The organism is Pseudoalteromonas rubra, assembly GCF_005887095.1.
GTDB classification, from domain to species: Bacteria; Pseudomonadota; Gammaproteobacteria; order Enterobacterales; family Alteromonadaceae; genus Pseudoalteromonas; species Pseudoalteromonas rubra_E.
Map to the genome: position 1 here is coordinate 1 of NZ_PNCI01000030.1, position 17,076 is coordinate 17,076.

Genomic DNA, 17,076 nt, shown 5'->3' on the forward strand with positions numbered 1-17,076 from the left:
GGTTGGACTTGACCAGTACACCCAGGAGTGGTTTAAAATCGAAGGCTCATGTGATGAGGTTGAAATCAGCCAGGGGGCTAAAGCATACAGGGGGATCGGTCGCGCTTATATTACATCAAGTATTCCAGGCCTTGACGCTTCTTTTGTGGCAATAGGTATAAAACCAGAAGAGTACTATGCCTTAATGGAGTTTGAAGAGTTGAAGCCGTTTTTTAATCACAGCCCATTAAAAGCGTAATAGTTGGAAAACGTTAAATGTGGAGGCGAAAAATGAAAAATGTATTTATATCGGGGTTTGCCCTTTTACTTTTATTAGCATGCACAGACTCACCTAGTGTCGATGATTTGATAGATAACACAGAGCTGATGTCGGTTATTCAAAAGGCTGCACAAAGAGATGTATCTAATGTAGGTATGATTCCGATTGCGTTAGATGTAGGTTCCCTAGCTATCAAAAAATTAATTAGCAATTCTGATGCTGATAAAATAAGAGAACTAACCAACTGCCCCAATTTATCTGGAGTCGAACTTACCTTTGCTCGAGATAGAGTCACACATGTGAAAATTATTGCTTCTAATTGTGTTGATGAAGGATAGGTTTATTTTACGCATCAAACTAAATTGGAATATAAGGGAGTGAAGATAATGCAGGAACAGGCACTAGAAGTGGATTTGTTCTTTGATGAACTTCATGCGTACCTTAAAGCGAGATTTCGTTACAAAAAGGCAATGGGTAAAGTGAACGCCTTGAATCACAAAACCATATCCATAGACAGAAGTCGCGTTTCAATGTACCTGAGGTATAAGTCGGGTTATCACAATGAAAGCCAACTGGTTATTGCTCGGCTCGCATTTAAGGAGCAAAGACAGGGGCATGGCTCAGATCTACTCAGATTTTTGTGCACAGTGTCAGGCAGGTACGGCATTCGCAGTATTGCCTTGGAGCAAACAAACATTAACTCCAGTGCTTTCGCAAGCAGGTTGGGCTTTAAAGAGGTCGTGGAAAAGTATTGGGTGATTTCGACCGAAGCGCTGGCAGCTGAGCTAAGCAAGCGCCCAGTGATGAGCGCTTGATAAGTCATTAAGCGAAGATGGGTTTTCCGCCTCTATCACCGTTACCCGTTGTTGCGAGTACCTGTGATGCCGGGTCAATGATAATAATGCCGCCTGTGTCAGTTAGGCGAGGGCCAGAGCCCTTGCTACCAGTCGATGCAACCATATTTGATGCAGGATCGCCGCCTTGGTTTCCACCGCCAGTTGTGGCTATTAAGTGTGTATCAGGTTTAATGATAACCCCACCCGTTGCGATAAGCACTGGAGGGCCGCCTTGATCGCCTCCGCCTGTTGTTGCAACTGCTGGGGTGATCATAACTGAAGCAGCAATAGCTAAAATCGTACGTTTCATTTATTTGCTTTTCCCTAAAATACGAATTATGAAATTTTACATATTGGTTACCATAACGCAAGTATAATAGCTGCTTGGCCTAGTGTAGGGCGGATTTACTCACAGCAAAGTCACAAAAACGGTGGATAACATCACATAAATTCTTTAGGTGTCTGGTGATCTGATGCATTGGTTATCCAGACTTTAATATCAAGCTTCTTGTCTTCGAAGGTTTTTCAATTCTACGTTAGTATCGCTATTTAGTGCTTTTCTTAACAATCAATACAACGCCTGAGTCTTGTTTAGCGACTTACAGCCCGTAAGGTCAGGCTGGCCTCAACCAACAGCTTAGAGGAATGGCTAGATCGCCCTTTTCCGCCTGTTGTTCCACTGCACAATCGGATCCTCGTAAAACCACAGCAGGATGTGCCTCTGGCGATAAGGGCTTTGTTGTAATCACGCCAGTTAATGATACGCTTTTCTTTCAAAGTTCAGTCTTTTGCGATCTAATCAGACAAGGCTAAATGAGTTCAATGAGTTCAATGAGTTCAATGAGTTCAATGAGTTAGGAAATAACGCCAGGCGATATACTCTTTAGTTGCACCATCTGAACAAAATGTCGGGATCGTACGTAAAAAGAGTTACATCAAGACACAGGAGTGGAAATTTGAATAACAAATCGCGGCGCGTTCCATCGGGCAGGCTAAGCAGGCTCGCACATTTTGGCGGTCTGGCGGGTAAAGTTGCTTCTAATGTGATGATTGCAGGTGCCAAGCAGGCATTAAGCGGTCAAAAAGCAAGCCGCTCTGAGTTATTGCTACAGCCTGGCAATATCCATGCGGTAGCCGAGAAGTTATCTCACCTGCGTGGTGCGGCTATGAAATTAGGCCAGTTATTGTCTATGGATGCCGGTGAGCTGTTACCTGCTGAGCTGTCTGTGTTACTTGAACGACTTCGCTCTGATGCGGCCCCGATGCCACACAAGCAATTGGTTGCGACCCTGGAAAAAGAGCTTGGCCCCGACTGGCTGGATAAGTTTAGCCATATTGAGTTAAATAGTTTTGCCCGTGCGTCAATTGGTCAGGTCCATAAGGCAACTTCTGAACAGGGTTTGCCGCTAGCGATTAAAGTACAATATCCGGGTGTCGCCGACAGTATCCACAGTGATGTAGACAATGTGGTTAGCCTGATCAAGCTCTCAGGTTTGTTGCCAAAAACTCTGAACATAACGCCGCTGGTTGAAGAGGCAAAGCAGCAGCTGCTGGTGGAGACCGACTATCATCAGGAGGCAAAAGCGCTGAGTGCATTTGAGCAGGCGCTTGCGCATAATCCACATTTTAAGGTACCGAAGAGCTATCCTGCGCTGAGTTCAAAACACCTGTTAACGATGGAGTTTGTTCAGGGTGAGCCGCTTGAAGCTATGACGTCTTTACCGCAGGCAAAGCGCGACCAATTAGCTTATCGCTTGATAGCCTTGTTTTTCACCGAACTGTTTGAGTTAAGAATGGTCCAGACAGATCCTAACCTGGCCAATTACCAGTACAACCGTGACAAAGATCAGATTGTACTGCTCGACTTTGGTGCCACCAGGATCATTTCTCCTTCACTGTGCCTGGGTTACAAAAAGCTCCTTCAGGCCGGCGCTGCGCAGAACCGACAGAAACTAAAAGAGGCCGCTTGTGAGATAGGCTATTTTTCTGATGATATAGATCCACACTACCAAAATGCCGTGTTGTCTTTGTTTGAGCTGGCTATTTCACCGCTCAGAGCAAGTGGACCCTTTGATTTTGCCTCCAGTGGCCTGGCAAAGCAGATCAGTGAACAGGGCAGAGCGTTGAGCACTCAGTCCCGGCAGTGGCATACCCCACCGGTAGATGCCATGTTTATTCATCGCAAGCTGGCTGGATTATATTTGATAGCCTCGAGACTCAAGGCGAAAGTTGAGCTCAGCCCTTTGCTCAATGAAATTCAGGTTTAACACCGCATCTTGCCGTTCAGTGAGCTGTCAGATTGTCGTCAAACCTATTTTGAGCTACCCTGTGTTCCCAAATTAATGCAAAAGGAAATGACGATGAAAAAATACCTACTGGGATCGATTATAGCACTCGCTTCTACCACGACTTTAGCAGTAACTGATATTGGATTGGGTACGCTGAAAGGGGTGAAAGTATACGACTTTTCTAACGACAAAACGATTCGTCTCTATTTCAATAATGATGTGCAATATGAGCTGGCGGGTTGCAATAAAACGGCGACGATTACCTACAGCAAACATAGTACAGATAAGGTTGATCACTTTTTGAGTCTGGCATTGGCAGCCTATATGTCGGGCAAAAAAGTACGCCTGACATCAGCCACTAATGATTGTGAAGTAAGCCTGATATCTTTACAGGAAAACCGCTTTTAGTGACTTAATAAGGATACAGTCTAGGGGCGATAGTACATTTGGCTAAACCAAGCCGATAATATCTAATAAAGTTAGATTGTCATTTGGCAATGCTAAAATGGCCGCCCGTTACCTTTATTATACAGACAGATAGAGTTGTAAATGATGAAAAAAAAGGTTTTCTTTGCCAGTGTTATGGCACTTTTTTCACTGGGTGCTCAGGCGGATGTTACAAGTGGTGGGTATTATAAAATTGATAAGCTATACACTTGGGCGGACTATACCGATAACGTCTTTTTAATCAGACTGGAATCGCAAATTGGCGCAGGGTTAGAAAATTGTCCATTCGGCTATTGGCTGGATAAAGCATCCAGTACCAATAGTAATGTCTATAGTGCTGCGCTTTCGGCTTATCACGCAGGTACTAAAGTACTAATTTACGGTGATGAAAACAATGACTGGACAGGGTTGTCTTCTAAAGAGTGTAAAATAAAGCTATTGATTGCCGAATAGGTATAATGCGCTGCTGCGTGACTACACAACAAAGCGCGGTTGTTATTTCACGTTCCTTTCACACCTAAGAGCGCATGCTGGATCCACGATTATTGATTCAAGGATTCAGGCATGGCTCTGTCACTCGAGGTCAGCGACCTAACCCACACCATACAGTTACATAACGGTACTCAACTACCCCTGATCAATGCTTTGTCACTGCGCGTTGAAGCTGCAGAGCATATTGCTATTGTTGGTGCTTCCGGATGCGGCAAATCAACTTTGTTGTCGTTGCTTGCGGGTCTGCAAGCAACGCAATCGGGCCACGTATGCTACCGCTTTGAAAATCAGACTTTTAAAGCCTCCGAGATACTGTCCCAGTGTGGCTTTGTGTTCCAGCAATTTCATTTATTGCCCGAGTTAAATGCCCTCGATAATGTCGCATTACCGCTACAGCTCAGAGGCCATAAAGATGCCACCATGCAGGCCGCTCATTGGTTAACGCAGATGGGCCTGGCAAAGCGGCAGCGCCAGGGGGTGACTCAGTTAAGCGGGGGAGAGCAGCAAAGGGTCGCGATTGCCCGCGCTCTGTGTGTCCAGCCGCGAATACTATTTGCAGACGAGCCAACCGGTAATCTGGATGAGACAACCGCAGAACAGGTGATCACGCTCATGCTGGCAGGCGCCAGGCAAAGCGGCGCGTCATTGATTTTAGTGACCCATGATATGGCTCTGGCAAGGCGTATGGACAGAGCTTATCGTCTCAGCCACGGGAGGCTGACACCATGTCACTAGCACAGACGATGACATCTGATCCCGTTGCTCGCCACCAGGCAATGTCGCCAATACATGCGCTCAGGGTGTTCAACTCCTTGCTCTGGAGACAGATTCTGCAGGGTAAATACTGGCTAACGCTTGCTGCCCTGTGTGTGTTATTTGTTTATTTGCTACTGAGCAGCTTGCTGGGACAAGGCGTAGAGCGGTTTTTGGTGCAAAATCTGCAATCGACGCTCGGTGCAGACACGCAAGTGACTGTAAGGCGGCCTTGGCAACAGGCAGAGCTGGACTGGATAACAACACATGCGACTAAATCCAGCCTGCAGTCTCAGTATCGTGTAACGCTCAGCAATCACGCGCAGCATCAAAGCGCCATTCTAAAGGCCGTGGACAGCAGCTACCCGATTCAGGGAGACATTCACATCAGTGATAGTCATGGGCTCGATGCGCGGCTTATGCAGCAAGGCCCCGGGCTGGGGGAGATCTGGCTTGAGCCAAGGTTAGCTGCTGCGTTGGCGTTGGAGCTGGGAGATACACTAGAACTAAACGGAGCGCCATTGCGTGTCTCCGCGTTGCTGTTGCTTGAACCTGACAGGATCCTTGAAGGCCTTGGCAGTGATATGCGCGCCATGGTGTCTCAGTTGAGTCTGTCCGACGGTGAACTGACGCCGCATCTAAACAGATCTCTGATGCTGCATGACACCGGACTGAGTGCCGCCATCAGACAATTTCAGTCTAGTGCACCTGGCGTTCAGGTGATCAGTAAATCCCTGAACAATTATCCACTTGCCAAAGTCTGGGAGCGAGTGCAGAACTTCCTCGGGTTACTCAGTTTGCTTATTGTGCTTTTGACTGTGCTGATCCTGTGGTTGTGTAGTCAGGTACAGATCCAGCCACTCAAAAAAAGCGTCTCTGTACTGCTTGCCTGTGGTATGGAGCGTCGTATGTTGCCTGCTTTAGCAATCAGCGCAGGTGCAATTATTCTTATACTCAGTTTGATCCCCGCACTCTTACTCGCCTTGCTGGCAAGTTATGGTGTCAGTCATCTGGCGCAATACTATGTGGATGGGTTTACGCTTTACTGGCACTGGCAAGATCTATTGGGTGCCGTTGCTTTGGCGACCGCTGTGTACTTTTTTATAGCATTGCCTATGTGGCTGGTGTTACTCAGAGGTGATATTCGATTGCTGATTGAGCAGTGCACCGAAAAGACGCATATGCGCTGGTTTGCGATTTTAAGCCCGGTAGGGCTGCTGGTTGCGCTGATCCTGATTTATACCGACAACTGGCTACTCAGTGGCATGCTGTTGGGTGGACTGGGTTTGTGTGTGGTATTGGTCTTGTTTGTCACCTGGCTGGTGCTGAAGTTCAGTGGCTATCTGATGCCAAAACGCTGGGTATTGGCGCATTTTAGTATGCTGCTTTTGCGTAAGCGGATGTTGGTCAAATTGGTACAAATCACGGCGTTGGGCTTAAGTGTGACTTTACTGCTGCTGTGTATCAATATGGGTCGGGATGTGACTAATATGCTGGAGCTCTACCTTTATCAGAATCAGGGCAATGTGTTTGTCAGTCGTGCCAATGAGGAACAAAAAACAGCGCTCGAAGCGTTTGTTGATCGGTATCAGGGCAGTATCAAAGAAATGCAGCCCTTTCAGCTGGCTCAGGTAACCCACTTTAACGACATTGCGCTGTCTGAACGGGGTGTGCAGCCCAGTGATACTCAGCGGCGTCTGGAACAGCCAGTTAACTTACACTGGCATGCTGAGATGCCTGAAAACATCAGACTGACAGAGGGAAGCTGGGATACGAGCCCTTCACAGGCGGGTGTCTCTGTCGATCACGAGGTATTCATTGAATTAGCCCTGTCGCTTGGTGACACAGTCCATTTTGATGTCGCTGGTGAGCGGGTTTCAGCCACAATTAACTCTGTTCATCAATTTAAACCAGGAGGAAGCTCGGTGACCTTTTGGTTTGTGTTGCAACAAAGCAGGACACCTCTTTTGAATGGGCCTGTTTATCATATGGGTAGCATCGAGCTCAACGCAGCGGGTACTTCGGCGATTGGGGGGCTATGGCGTGAACATCCCCAACTCCGTCTTGTCACACTGGATGCGTTACTGGGTAAAATACGTAGTCAGGTCAGGGCACTGATTGCACTGGTCATGAGTTACAGCGTCTTTATTGCCTTGCTTAGTAATCTTCTGATGGTTGCGGCAATTCGGACTCATATGGAAAAAGATCAAACCCGTAACGGACTGTTATTGAGCTTTGGCTTATCACAAAACCAGGGCTTCAGGATCCTATTGATTGAGTGGCTAACGGTCACTTTGATCCCCACCTTGTGTGCTGTTGCAGCCATATACAGCTTTGTTGATGCATTTTATCAGCAGAATCTGGCGATGTCCTATCAGGGCAGCGTATTGATGATGCTGGTGGAAGCGCTCTCCATCGCACTGGCCATTGCTGCCAGCGGTATCTTGCTAAGTCGCAAACAACTATGCCGCAGCCCTATTGGATTACTCAAAGAAGGACAATGAAAATGAATTTACCACTTTGGTTTTACTGGTTATTGTTATTGCTTGCAGGGGTGCTGGGGTTTCCATGTCTGGCACAGGCACACATGTTGGGCAGTGCATTGCCGTTACAGTGGCAGCAGGGAGAGGCCCGGCATTTGTGGTTAGCTGGGGAAGCGGGTGAGGTTGAAACCTATCGATATGACAAAGTAGGGTATCAATTTGTGAAAACACTCGGGACATCCGATATTAGGGCCGTAGCGATGGACTTAGCGGTGTTGGCCGGTGAATCTGCGCCTGTTCCTGTGGTGCTGGCAGAAGATGGCATATATCGATATACAAAAACCGGATTAACGCCGCTTGTAACAGCACCACACTTATATCAGCAAAGTCCTCACTGGTTGTTGAGTACACTGCGAGATATTCGTTTCAGTATGGATCTGGATGAAAACGGCCTGAGTGATTTTATCCTGCCGCATTTCGGTCAGTTAACTCTGTTACTGCAACAACACAATGGCCGTTTTCATCACCAGCAGGTGAAGCTTGATCACACCTACGCGTTGAGTACACATCAATCTGAAAACTACGCGCTGACGATTTCGTTGCCAGGGCACTTTGCCCTCCTGGATATCAATCAGGATAAGCTGGCGGATCTGACGTTTGCCATCGACGAGCAAATATTTGCGCTCAGGCGCACCGAGACCGGATTTTCGGACAGCTTGCTGAGCTGGTCATTTGCTGCTGCAGATGAAGATAATTCGCGTCAGTTTGGTGCTCTGGTGGATGCCACTGGTGACGGGGTTATTGATGCACTCGTTAAAGAGTCGGGCGAAGGTGACTCCCACCGGCTTTTGGTATTCCCCGGGTTTTTGAACCCGGCAACCCGTGTTTGGCAAGTCTCAGACACGCCCTCTGCAATTTTACAGCTGGACGATGAGCTACTGGATTTTGGCTATGGAGACTTTAATGGTGACGGGCGTCCAGATCTTTACAGTGTCAGTGCATCAGTTGGACTTGGCAGTGTGTTGTCCCTGATGTCCAATAGAACGCTTGAGTTAGACTTTGCGCTTTATTTACAAGAGCATGACGGGCAGTTTAAACGACAATGAACAGAGTGAGAAAGTTTATATGAAATACCAACTTTAAAGCGGTAAATACCACATTAAGGTACACTTGTTGACAGTTCGCTACAGAGTTGAACAACCTTAGCTAAGCATTCTACAGAATTGTGCACCTCGTTCATTTAGCCTTAAGTCTCCTCATTAGGAGCAGCTCAGACACTCTGAGCTGGATTGTAATTAAATGGAAAAGGACGAAGGTATGTTTGACTTGATGGGTAAAAAAGCGAAGGGGTGGATGCCACTTAGTCTGGTAAGTGCAGCGTTACTATTGGCAGGATGTGGTAACAGTAATGATGATCATGCGCTTACAAAGCACAAGGGAATCTGGGTGCAACAGGGCACTGGCAACTTATGGCAGTTTGATACCGACAATTTACGACGTTTTCAGTACAACAGTTTTGGATGTGTACTGGTTGAAGAGCATCCTTATAAAGAACTGGACGAGCTGGATCAGCATCTCAAAAGTGACAAAACAACATTGACGCTAACCACTTATGCGACCAACGACTGGGTGTTTGAAAAGCAGCCCGAAATGCGCGAGCAATGTAAACCTAAGCAGCGTCTCAGCGGTGATGATCCGGTGGCAAACTTTGAGTATTTCTGGCACACATTTAACGACTATTATGCGTTTTTTGAGCTCAGAGACATTAACTGGCAGGCAGCCTATACGGCGTATCGACCACAGATCAGTGCCGACACATCAGCGGAGCAGCTTGCGAACGTGTTTGAGGCCATGCTTGAAGATTTTGACGACACGCATGTGTCACTCACAGATGACAAACGTTTTGAGATCTCGGGTGAAGGTGGCACCGAGTTGTATGAAGATTTAGCCTGGCTTATGCAGCAACGCCATGGCGATGAGTGGGAAGATCATATCGACGAAGCTTATGACGGACAGCTGAGTGCATTTGCCAGAATGACTGGCTTGTATCTTCTAGATAAAAAGCTGACCCGATACAAAGACAGTAATGCGCTGGGGTGGGGCATACTGGAAGGCAATTTAGGTTATATTCGGATAGACCGTGAGGCTGCGATGCTGGCGAACGAAGAGACTGAGGTTGATGAGTTCTTTGCGGTTATTCCGCATGCGAAGCAAGATATCGAAGATACCCGCACTTTAATGACCGAAGTGATGAAAGACTTAGCTGACAGCGATGGGATCATCATTGATCTGCGAGTAAATGATGGCGGATTTGATGGTGTGTCATTCGAAATTGCGCGATTCTTTAATGACAAAGCACAGACGGTGGCATACAAGCAGATCCTTAATGCCGATTATCAGCAGGATAAGCAGGCGTTAACACTCAAAGCGGCGCCCGACCAGGCTTATACTAAACCTGTGTATGTGCTGACCGGCGAGCTGGCCTACAGCGCAGGTGAAGTGCTGACTCAAACCCTCAAATCCCTGCCACATGTGACTTTGATCGGCGGTGCGACTAATGGCGCTGTGTCAGATGCACTGGACTTTAAGCTCCCCAATGGCTGGACGGGTTCATTGAGCCATCAAACCTATTCAGACCTTAACGATCAGGTGCTCGAAGTCACGGGTGTAACGCCTGATATCTCTGTGCCCGTTTATGCAACTAAAGAAGTCGAATGGATGTCTGATAACGTGCTTGATTATGCAATGCAAACCTCGGGTGTGGTACCGAGTCGCGGCTTTGACTTTACCGGCGTAGACCAGACCTTCACTCAGAGCCTTACTGAGATGGACATTCCGGGTGTGGCTGTGGCTGTGATCAAAGATGGCCAGGTCATTTTCGAAAAGGGTTATGGTGTGTCGAACCTTGAGACCAATCAACCCATGACAGCTCATGCGCCAATGAATGTTGGTTCAACCAGTAAAGCGGTAATGGGCACTGGCTTGATGCAGTTGATAGAGCAAGGTCAACTCAATTTGGACACTCCGCTGTCTCAAATGAATTTGCCGTTTGAGGTAGGCCATCCAAACTCAGAGCGCGATATCACGCTGAGACATTTGGTGACACATACCTCAGGCATCCGGGATACGTCGCAATACAACTGCAGCTACTATATTCACGGTACCAACTTGTCTTTATATGCTCAGGGAGGTCATGAAAGTTGTGAAGAGACCACACTGACAGATTCGACAGAGTTCTATCAGGCTTATTTATTACCAGATGGTCAGTACTATAGTGAGGATGTTTATATAGGTGAAGGCAGTGTGCCAGCAGGTAGTATTCATAATTACAGCAATGTGGGCGCTGGCCTGGCGGGGTATGCCGTTGAGAAGCTACTTAATATCAGTTTGGTAGAGCATATGCAGCAGAACCTGTTTGCCCCGCTGGGAATGAATAATACCCACTGGGATTATACTCAGTTGTCAGAAGAAAACCCAAAATCACCTCAATACACCATAGATAACGAAGGTGTTGCGCATTATGTGCCTGAATTCAGCTACCCGACTTTTTTTGACGGAGACCTGAATTCCACCGCGCACGATCTGGCTCGTTTTTTAATTGCCATCAGTGAGGGAGGCACACTGGACAATGCCAGCGTATTGAGTGAGCAAAGTATTGCGACTATGTTGTCTGTGCAAACCGATGTGCCCACCTACTGGATGGACACACAAGGGCTGTTCTGGTTCTGGCAAGGCCCATTTGTGGGTCATGATGGCGGAGATCCTGGCACCCATACCATTATGAGCTACAACCCCTACACTAAGACGGGCATAGTTGCACTTGCCAATGCAGAGGATGGTACCTTGGGTAATGGGTCAAACATGCAGCGTTTACAAACACACCTGGCTGCATTCTATCGTGCCGGTGTGGCGCATCAGGAGTAACTTATCCTCGTGATACGGCAGGAGGGCTTATGCCCTCCTTTTTGCTATAGCAAAGTGAAGCCTTGTGGTGCTTTAGGTGCTTCAAATTGATACAAGTTTACATAAATCGTGACGGGCTTTTTCTGACCCTCATAGCTAAGTTCATACTGATCCAGCATACCACCGCCAAATAGCATAGATTTATCTTCGAACGGGCAGCAGCTGCCAAGTCGTTTTACCTCGACGGGCTCGCCATTAGGACCGGTCAGGCTCTGAAAGTAGTCAATATGGCTGCCTTCATACTTGGAGCCGCGCAAAAAGCCGCCCAGTTTGATAGGTTTGTGTGGCACAAAACCATACTCAGGGTCGCTTGAAGTATATTCAGTGTCGCCTGTAATACCAGGCTCTGGTGATGTGGTCTGACAGCCGCTTAGCAACGCAAAAAAGAAAATCAGGAGTATGTACTTCATTATATGTTCCTTATAGGGAGATTTTATAAACGTTATTATTGATTGTACTACCAAATGCCTCAAAGCTAAGAGTACCTATTTGTTGAGCACCCAGCCGACGATAAAACTGGTTGGCTGCATTTTCTGTCCAGGTGTAAAGCCACATGGGCTTGCCAAACTGCCGCGCGACCTGCTTTAGCAAAGCGCGACCCAGCCCTGCGCCCTGAAATGGCTTGTCTACGTAAAGTTTTTCGACTTCATAGCCATTGTCTGGTGTCTGATAGTGAGCACTAAGATTGAGTAGTACAAAGCCTTGTAACACGCCAGCCTGCTCACTGACAAGTAGCCGGTAGTCAGGCCGTTCAAGCAAAGACCGAAAATAGTCAGAGGTGAAGGTGTTGTTCGCATACTCGATATATTCAGGCTTAACCTGGTCTCTGGCATAAGTGTCCAGCCAGACCCGAGCAGCCAGTAAAGCGAGGCTTTGACAGTCCTGGGGTTTTGCATGTCGGATCTCATAATTGTGTTGGTTATTTTTAGTCATGAGAAGTTGTCTTTTTTAAACGGCACTTTGGGCAATAATAAAGCGCTTAGCACTATCAGGGGAAGGTTGGTGGTCAGTGGATTAAATGCTTCAAACAAAATCACAGGTTGCAATACGGCTACCGCCAGTAATAAGCCAACCAGTGCAATAATATTCATATAGATATAATGCCTAGTGTATGTATTTGTACCGAAATTTAAAGTAGTTTGTAGGCACAATAATAGACAAGGAAATCAACTGATGGGTATTAAAACGGGGAAACCAGGTGTGTGGCTTGCCATGCTGATCTGGTTAGTCAGCAGTTGTGGTGGGACGCAACGCGCTGCATATGGTGAAGTCAGGCAGCCTGAAAACCGTCTTCACAGGCAGATAGACCCCTTGCTGGTAGATTTAGTATCGGACTTTATCCCGGGTGTAAGCGTGTATATTGAAACATCAGGTGAGCGCTATTATGGTAGCGCCGGATATGCCAACCTCCAGACTCAGATTCCCATGACCAGCCAGACCCGGATCCCCAATGGCAGTGCAGGCAAAAAGCTGATTGGCTTGCTGGTGGCTATACTGGACGATAAACAGTTACTAAGTCTCGATGAGCCGGTATTGCCCTGGGTGCCCGAAGATATAGCAGGTCGCATTCAGCATCTTGAAGTTATGACATTGCGCCAGCTGCTAAATCACAGCGCCGGGATCGTTGAATACAATGATGTGGGTGAGCTGGATTTTATTCGAGCGCAACTGGCAGACGAGGCGTACCGCAAGGGCAACCGTTTTGCATTGCAGTTTGTTCTGGGACAGCCTGCTTATTTTGAACCAGGCCGTGGGTTCGCCTATTCGAATTCGGGGTATGTACTGGCGGGCGTGGTTATAGAAAACAAGTTAAAACAATCGCTTGGTCAGTTAATACACGAGCATGTCCTTGAGCCTCTGGCATTAACAGAGACCTTCGTAAAAGGGTATGACGTCGCGGCAGATGAAGTGGCATCTGGCTATTTCTTTAACATGGAGGAGCCCGACTTTGTGCTGCCATACCGTCAGCGTTACAACACAAAACAGCTGATTGTGAATACGGCATTAGCAGATGCGCCGGTTGCATCAAGCGCACAGGATATGGCAAAGCTACTCAAAGCCATCGTTGTTAAAAAGCCCCCTGTTAATGAGCGCATTTATCGCAATATGGTCGACGATGCACATTTACAAACAGCTCATTGGTTGCCGAGTTTTTTGTACGGGGAGCTGTATTATGGCTTAGGGGTGATGATTGAAAAGCACGATGACGGTGTCTTGTATCATCATGGCGGCAATGAGTTTGGCTATATTACACAAAGTGTCTATCTGGCCGAGCAGGATGTGGCGATCGGGTTGATCGCCAATTGTGGGGCTCAGGATGAGTGTGATGAACCGGTTATGGCACTGACACAAACACTGATCGCACATTTTGCTGCTAATAATAGCGACTAAGTGGATTGCCCTGAGCTTCAAGCAGGTGCGCTATAGCTTGGCGGACGTCGCTATTTTTATTCTGGCTCAGTTTAAAAGTGCCTGTTATTGACTCTATCTCCATTTTGAAAAAGAACAGCTGAGAAAATAACTTGGCAATCTGACTTTCACTGAGTACCGACATATCCCAGGAATTAACGGGCGACTCAAATTGCTTTAGCTGGTGCAGTAACGCAGAACGTTTTTCCTCTGGATGTGTGATTTCCGAGAGTTGTCCGTGGACATGAACTGTGGCGTAATCCCAGGTTGGCAGCGGCAGCCCGGGTACCTGAGCAGGGGATAAATAAGCATCCGGTCCTCTGAACAAAACATGCAAGTGTGTTTTGTCCAGTCTGGTAAGTGGATTCGCCGGGTTGGCATGCCCCAGTAGGTGGGTTTTTTCATTGTTCAGGCTTAAAGACATATGCACAAAAGGCGTGTCAGACTCCCCAACAACTAAAGTCGCAAGTGGATGCTCTGTAATCAGTTGCCACAGGCGCTCTGAGTTGTGTTCAGAAAATGCGGTACGTGGATAACTCATAACCAGCCCTCCAGTTGGTTTTTTATCTGAGGCCACATGTCATCGGTGATAACGAACTGGGCGGTATTGCGAAATGCATCAGCTGCAATACGTTGATCCTTCATGATTAAACCTTCAAATTGCGCACCCAAACGGGCGATAGCCGACCGTGACTTTTGATTGTGCTCATGCGTACGCAGCTGCACGCGCACCAGGCCCAGAGTTTCAAAAGCATGCTTGAGTAGTAAGTACTTCGTATGCGTATTTATGTGGCTGCGCTGCCACTGTTCGCCAATAAAAGTATGGCCAATTTCGGCACTTAGGTTCGTCTGGTGCAGTCTGAATAAACGTGTGCTGCCCGCAATACTGTTGGTTGCTCTGTCGACAATCACCAAAGGTAACTGAGTATCGGGATCAAACTGAGCAGACTGTTCAAACCACTGTGTAAGCTTTTCATTTGACTGACAATAATTATCCAGCACCCAAGTCCAGAGCGCGGTTTGTTCGCCAAAATCACGCAAGTGTGACAGGTGAGCCCGGGTGAGCGGTTCCAGACGTACTTTTTCTGATGACAGAGTTATCGATTTCAACATCCGCTTTTTCCTATATTCACTGCTAACTATATGTGATCAGAGTAGTGTTTTCTGGTAGGTTATAAACAACCAGAATTTTATTTTTGATTAGACCAGATGGGATTTCTCATACCTGGTGGGGAGTATGACTATGTTGACCGGACAGCCGTTGGCTCAGGATAGACCCAAGCATTTACAATTGGCTGAGCAGATCAGGGTAGCCATCAGGCAGGGCCAGTTGCAACCGGATGATCCTCTGCCATCAGCCAGAAAACTCGCTCAGCTATATGGTATAAATCGTCATACAGTGATGACCGCTTTACAGAATTTGGTTGCTCAGGGGTGGTTATGTTCAGAGCAAAGGCGGGGGTATCGGGTCAATCAGGCACTGCCAATTGAGTCCAGTCAGCATGTTGCTCTGCCCGCTCAGCATAGCATGCATATCGAGCCAGACTTTGCGTTATCTCTGACCTTGCCGGAACCTGACATTAAGGGAGCTGTCAGTTATCAATATAGCTTTGCTGGTGGACTGGCGGACCTGTCCGATTTCCCCTACGATGAGTTTCGTCGCCATCTCAGTCAGGCCTGCCGTACCGTTAATATACCAAGCTTGCACTATAGCCACAGCACCGGGGAGCCGGCTTTAAAAAAACAGCTACAGCGCTATCTGCGCCGCGCCCGTGCTCTGGAATGTGATGATTTGCTGGTGTGCAATGGGTCTCAGGAAGCATTGTTTTTAATCGCCAAAGCGTTTATCAGGCCAGGAGAAGGCATTGCCGTTGAATCTCTGGGTTATCCACCGGCACACCGAGCGTTTGAGGCATGTGGTGCAACGCTCTACGGTATCGCCCAGGATGAAGAGGGACTGAGCATTGACAGCCTGCGTGAACGCCTGCAGCAAACTCATATTAAATTGCTTTATTTAACACCGCTTCATCAGTACCCCACAACGGTTACTCTGTCTGTTGCACGGCGCATGGCAATATATCAATTGTGTGCTGAGCATGGTGTGTTTATTGTTGAAGACGATTATGACCATGAGTTTCACTATTCCTGCCCTGCGCTCCAACCAATGGCCGCCAGTGATCCGCATGGTATTGTGATCTATGTTTCTACTTTTTCAAAAATCATGTTTGCTGGTGCCCGGATGGGATATCTGGTTGCCAGAGCAGATGTGCTTGCTCAGCTGAGTGCGCTGAAACAGCTGATAAACTACAAGAATGACATTGTGTTGCAACTGGCGTTGGCTGGCTGGATGGGATCCGGTGAGTTTGAGCGTCACTTAAGGCGCATGACAAAGCGCTATCATTTGCGCTGCGATGCTATGGCAGATGCGCTCACGCATTATCAGAGTGCAGGGCATCATCTGACATTTAATGTACCCGATGGTGGAATGGCTTTTTGGGTTAATACGCATAGGGATGTATCTGATCTTAGCGCTCAGGCCGCCGCGCAGGGCGTGTACATTCAAACAGAAAATGTTTTTTGGCGTTTTCCGCAATCTCACTACACACATATTCGTCTTGGCTTTGCAGGACAATGTGAAGAAAAAATGCGCGAAGGGTTGGCAATAATTATGTCACTTCTGTAACCATTTTTGACCCTGAATGTTCTTTTTTAGGTGTCTAAGGCCGAGTAAACATCCAAAATCCTGAGATGCGAAATATTGCTATTTCTTACAGTATGTTAGCTTTTTCCTATGGTTTTTTTGGTATGTTTTTCAGTCTGTTGTGCGAAATGAAGATGCCTCATAAAAAAAATAATTTGTGACTTTTTGGTTTTTTATTTGTGTTTTTTTGTTTCTTTAGTGTTGACATTGAACTTTTTAACTGGGTAGTTTATTTAACAAATGTTGCATTGATAGCATCATTTGATTGTTGGTTTTTTTACATTTTTGTATGTTTAAGGATAATAACGATGAAAACTACTTTAAAAGCTTTTGCTCTAATCGCGGGCACTTTTTTCGCGGGATCTGCATTTTCTGCTGAGATGGTATGTGATGTTTATCCCAAAAGTAACGGCTCTAGCTGGGGGAACGGTACAGCCAACTGTAT

Annotated in this window: 18 protein-coding genes; 12 read left to right on the forward strand and 6 right to left on the reverse strand. The window is 47.1% G+C overall.

The window, feature by feature from the left end; all coding sequences use genetic code 11:
- The 3 genes from CWB99_RS24055 to CWB99_RS13445 form a co-directional block, all read left to right on the forward strand.
- A partial coding sequence (locus CWB99_RS24055) for a hypothetical protein (protein WP_171045337.1) occupies positions 1 to 238 on the forward strand: 238 nt, incomplete at its 5' end.
- 32 nt (positions 239 to 270) lie between these two features.
- Positions 271 to 597, forward strand: a complete 327-nt coding sequence (locus CWB99_RS13440) for a hypothetical protein (RefSeq protein WP_138551607.1) — start codon at positions 271 to 273, stop codon at positions 595 to 597.
- A 48-nt stretch (positions 598 to 645) separates the two neighbouring features.
- Positions 646 to 1,074 carry a hypothetical protein gene (locus CWB99_RS13445; protein WP_138551608.1) on the forward strand — a complete coding sequence of 143 codons (429 nt, stop codon included), beginning with the start codon at positions 646 to 648 and terminating at the stop codon, positions 1,072 to 1,074.
- Between the two features lie 7 nt (positions 1,075 to 1,081).
- Here CWB99_RS13445 and CWB99_RS13450 read toward each other — a convergent pair whose 3' ends face one another.
- The gene (locus CWB99_RS13450) at positions 1,082 to 1,405 is read right to left on the reverse strand and encodes a hypothetical protein (RefSeq protein WP_138551609.1); all 324 of its coding nucleotides are present in this window, start codon (positions 1,403 to 1,405) and stop codon (positions 1,082 to 1,084) included.
- Positions 1,406 to 2,051: 646 nt separating this feature from the next.
- Here CWB99_RS13450 and CWB99_RS13455 point away from each other — a divergent pair.
- The 7 genes from CWB99_RS13455 (at position 2,052) to CWB99_RS13485 (ending at position 11,482) form a co-directional block, all read left to right on the forward strand.
- Complete coding sequence (locus CWB99_RS13455; protein ID WP_249331894.1) at positions 2,052 to 3,362, forward strand: ABC1 kinase family protein; 1,311 nt, start codon at positions 2,052 to 2,054, stop codon at positions 3,360 to 3,362.
- A gap of 93 nt (positions 3,363 to 3,455) precedes the next feature.
- Positions 3,456 to 3,791: a hypothetical protein gene (locus CWB99_RS13460; protein ID WP_138551611.1), complete on the forward strand. Its 336-nt coding sequence runs from the start codon at positions 3,456 to 3,458 to the stop codon at positions 3,789 to 3,791.
- A gap of 141 nt (positions 3,792 to 3,932) precedes the next feature.
- Positions 3,933 to 4,283, forward strand: a complete 351-nt coding sequence (locus CWB99_RS13465; RefSeq protein WP_138551612.1) for a hypothetical protein — start codon at positions 3,933 to 3,935, stop codon at positions 4,281 to 4,283.
- A 111-nt stretch (positions 4,284 to 4,394) separates the two neighbouring features.
- Positions 4,395 to 5,057: an ABC transporter ATP-binding protein gene (locus CWB99_RS13470; protein ID WP_138551613.1), complete on the forward strand. Its 663-nt coding sequence runs from the start codon at positions 4,395 to 4,397 to the stop codon at positions 5,055 to 5,057.
- Entirely contained in the window at positions 5,048 to 7,579 is a 2,532-nt protein-coding gene (locus CWB99_RS13475) for an ABC transporter permease (RefSeq protein WP_138551614.1), read from the forward strand. Before CWB99_RS13470 ends, CWB99_RS13475 begins: the two co-directional genes overlap by 10 nt.
- 2 nt (positions 7,580 to 7,581) lie before the next feature.
- A complete protein-coding gene (locus CWB99_RS13480; RefSeq protein WP_138551615.1) occupies positions 7,582 to 8,664 on the forward strand; it encodes a hypothetical protein in 1,083 nt (360 codons plus the stop codon).
- A 211-nt stretch (positions 8,665 to 8,875) separates the two neighbouring features.
- Entirely contained in the window at positions 8,876 to 11,482 is a 2,607-nt protein-coding gene (locus CWB99_RS13485) for a serine hydrolase (RefSeq protein ID WP_171045338.1), read from the forward strand.
- Positions 11,483 to 11,526: 44 nt separating this feature from the next.
- On the opposite strand, the gene CWB99_RS13490 is transcribed toward CWB99_RS13485, so the two are convergent.
- Genes CWB99_RS13490 through CWB99_RS13500 form a run of 3 tightly spaced genes read right to left on the reverse strand, consistent with a single transcriptional unit; the run spans position 11,527 to position 12,672 of the window.
- Entirely contained in the window at positions 11,527 to 11,931 is a 405-nt protein-coding gene (locus tag CWB99_RS13490; RefSeq protein ID WP_138551617.1) for a hypothetical protein, read from the reverse strand.
- Between the two features lie 10 nt (positions 11,932 to 11,941).
- Positions 11,942 to 12,454, reverse strand: a complete 513-nt coding sequence (locus CWB99_RS13495) for a GNAT family N-acetyltransferase (RefSeq protein WP_138551618.1) — start codon at positions 12,452 to 12,454, stop codon at positions 11,942 to 11,944.
- Positions 12,451 to 12,672, reverse strand: a complete 222-nt coding sequence (locus CWB99_RS13500) for a DoxX-like family protein (RefSeq protein WP_283235362.1) — start codon at positions 12,670 to 12,672, stop codon at positions 12,451 to 12,453. Before CWB99_RS13500 ends, CWB99_RS13495 begins: the two co-directional genes overlap by 4 nt.
- Positions 12,673 to 12,694: 22 nt before the next feature.
- On the opposite strand from CWB99_RS13500, the gene CWB99_RS13505 reads away from it, so the two are divergent.
- Positions 12,695 to 13,912, forward strand: coding sequence for a serine hydrolase domain-containing protein (locus tag CWB99_RS13505; protein WP_138551620.1), 1,218 nt, complete (start codon positions 12,695 to 12,697; stop codon positions 13,910 to 13,912).
- On the opposite strand, the gene CWB99_RS13510 is transcribed toward CWB99_RS13505, so the two are convergent.
- The gene (locus CWB99_RS13510; RefSeq protein ID WP_138551621.1) at positions 13,896 to 14,471 is read right to left on the reverse strand and encodes an FMN-binding negative transcriptional regulator; all 576 of its coding nucleotides are present in this window, start codon (positions 14,469 to 14,471) and stop codon (positions 13,896 to 13,898) included. The two genes, CWB99_RS13505 and CWB99_RS13510, sit on opposite strands and share 17 nt — an antisense overlap.
- On the reverse strand, positions 14,468 to 15,043 hold the full coding sequence (locus tag CWB99_RS13515) for a GNAT family N-acetyltransferase (protein WP_138551622.1): 576 nt from the start codon (positions 15,041 to 15,043) through the stop codon (positions 14,468 to 14,470). Before CWB99_RS13515 ends, CWB99_RS13510 begins: the two co-directional genes overlap by 4 nt.
- Before the next feature lie 130 nt (positions 15,044 to 15,173).
- Between CWB99_RS13515 and CWB99_RS13520 the strand changes: the two genes are divergently transcribed.
- Positions 15,174 to 16,613 carry a PLP-dependent aminotransferase family protein gene (locus CWB99_RS13520; RefSeq protein ID WP_138551623.1) on the forward strand — a complete coding sequence of 480 codons (1,440 nt, stop codon included), beginning with the start codon at positions 15,174 to 15,176 and terminating at the stop codon, positions 16,611 to 16,613.
- The last annotated feature ends 463 nt before the right edge of the window (positions 16,614 to 17,076 follow it).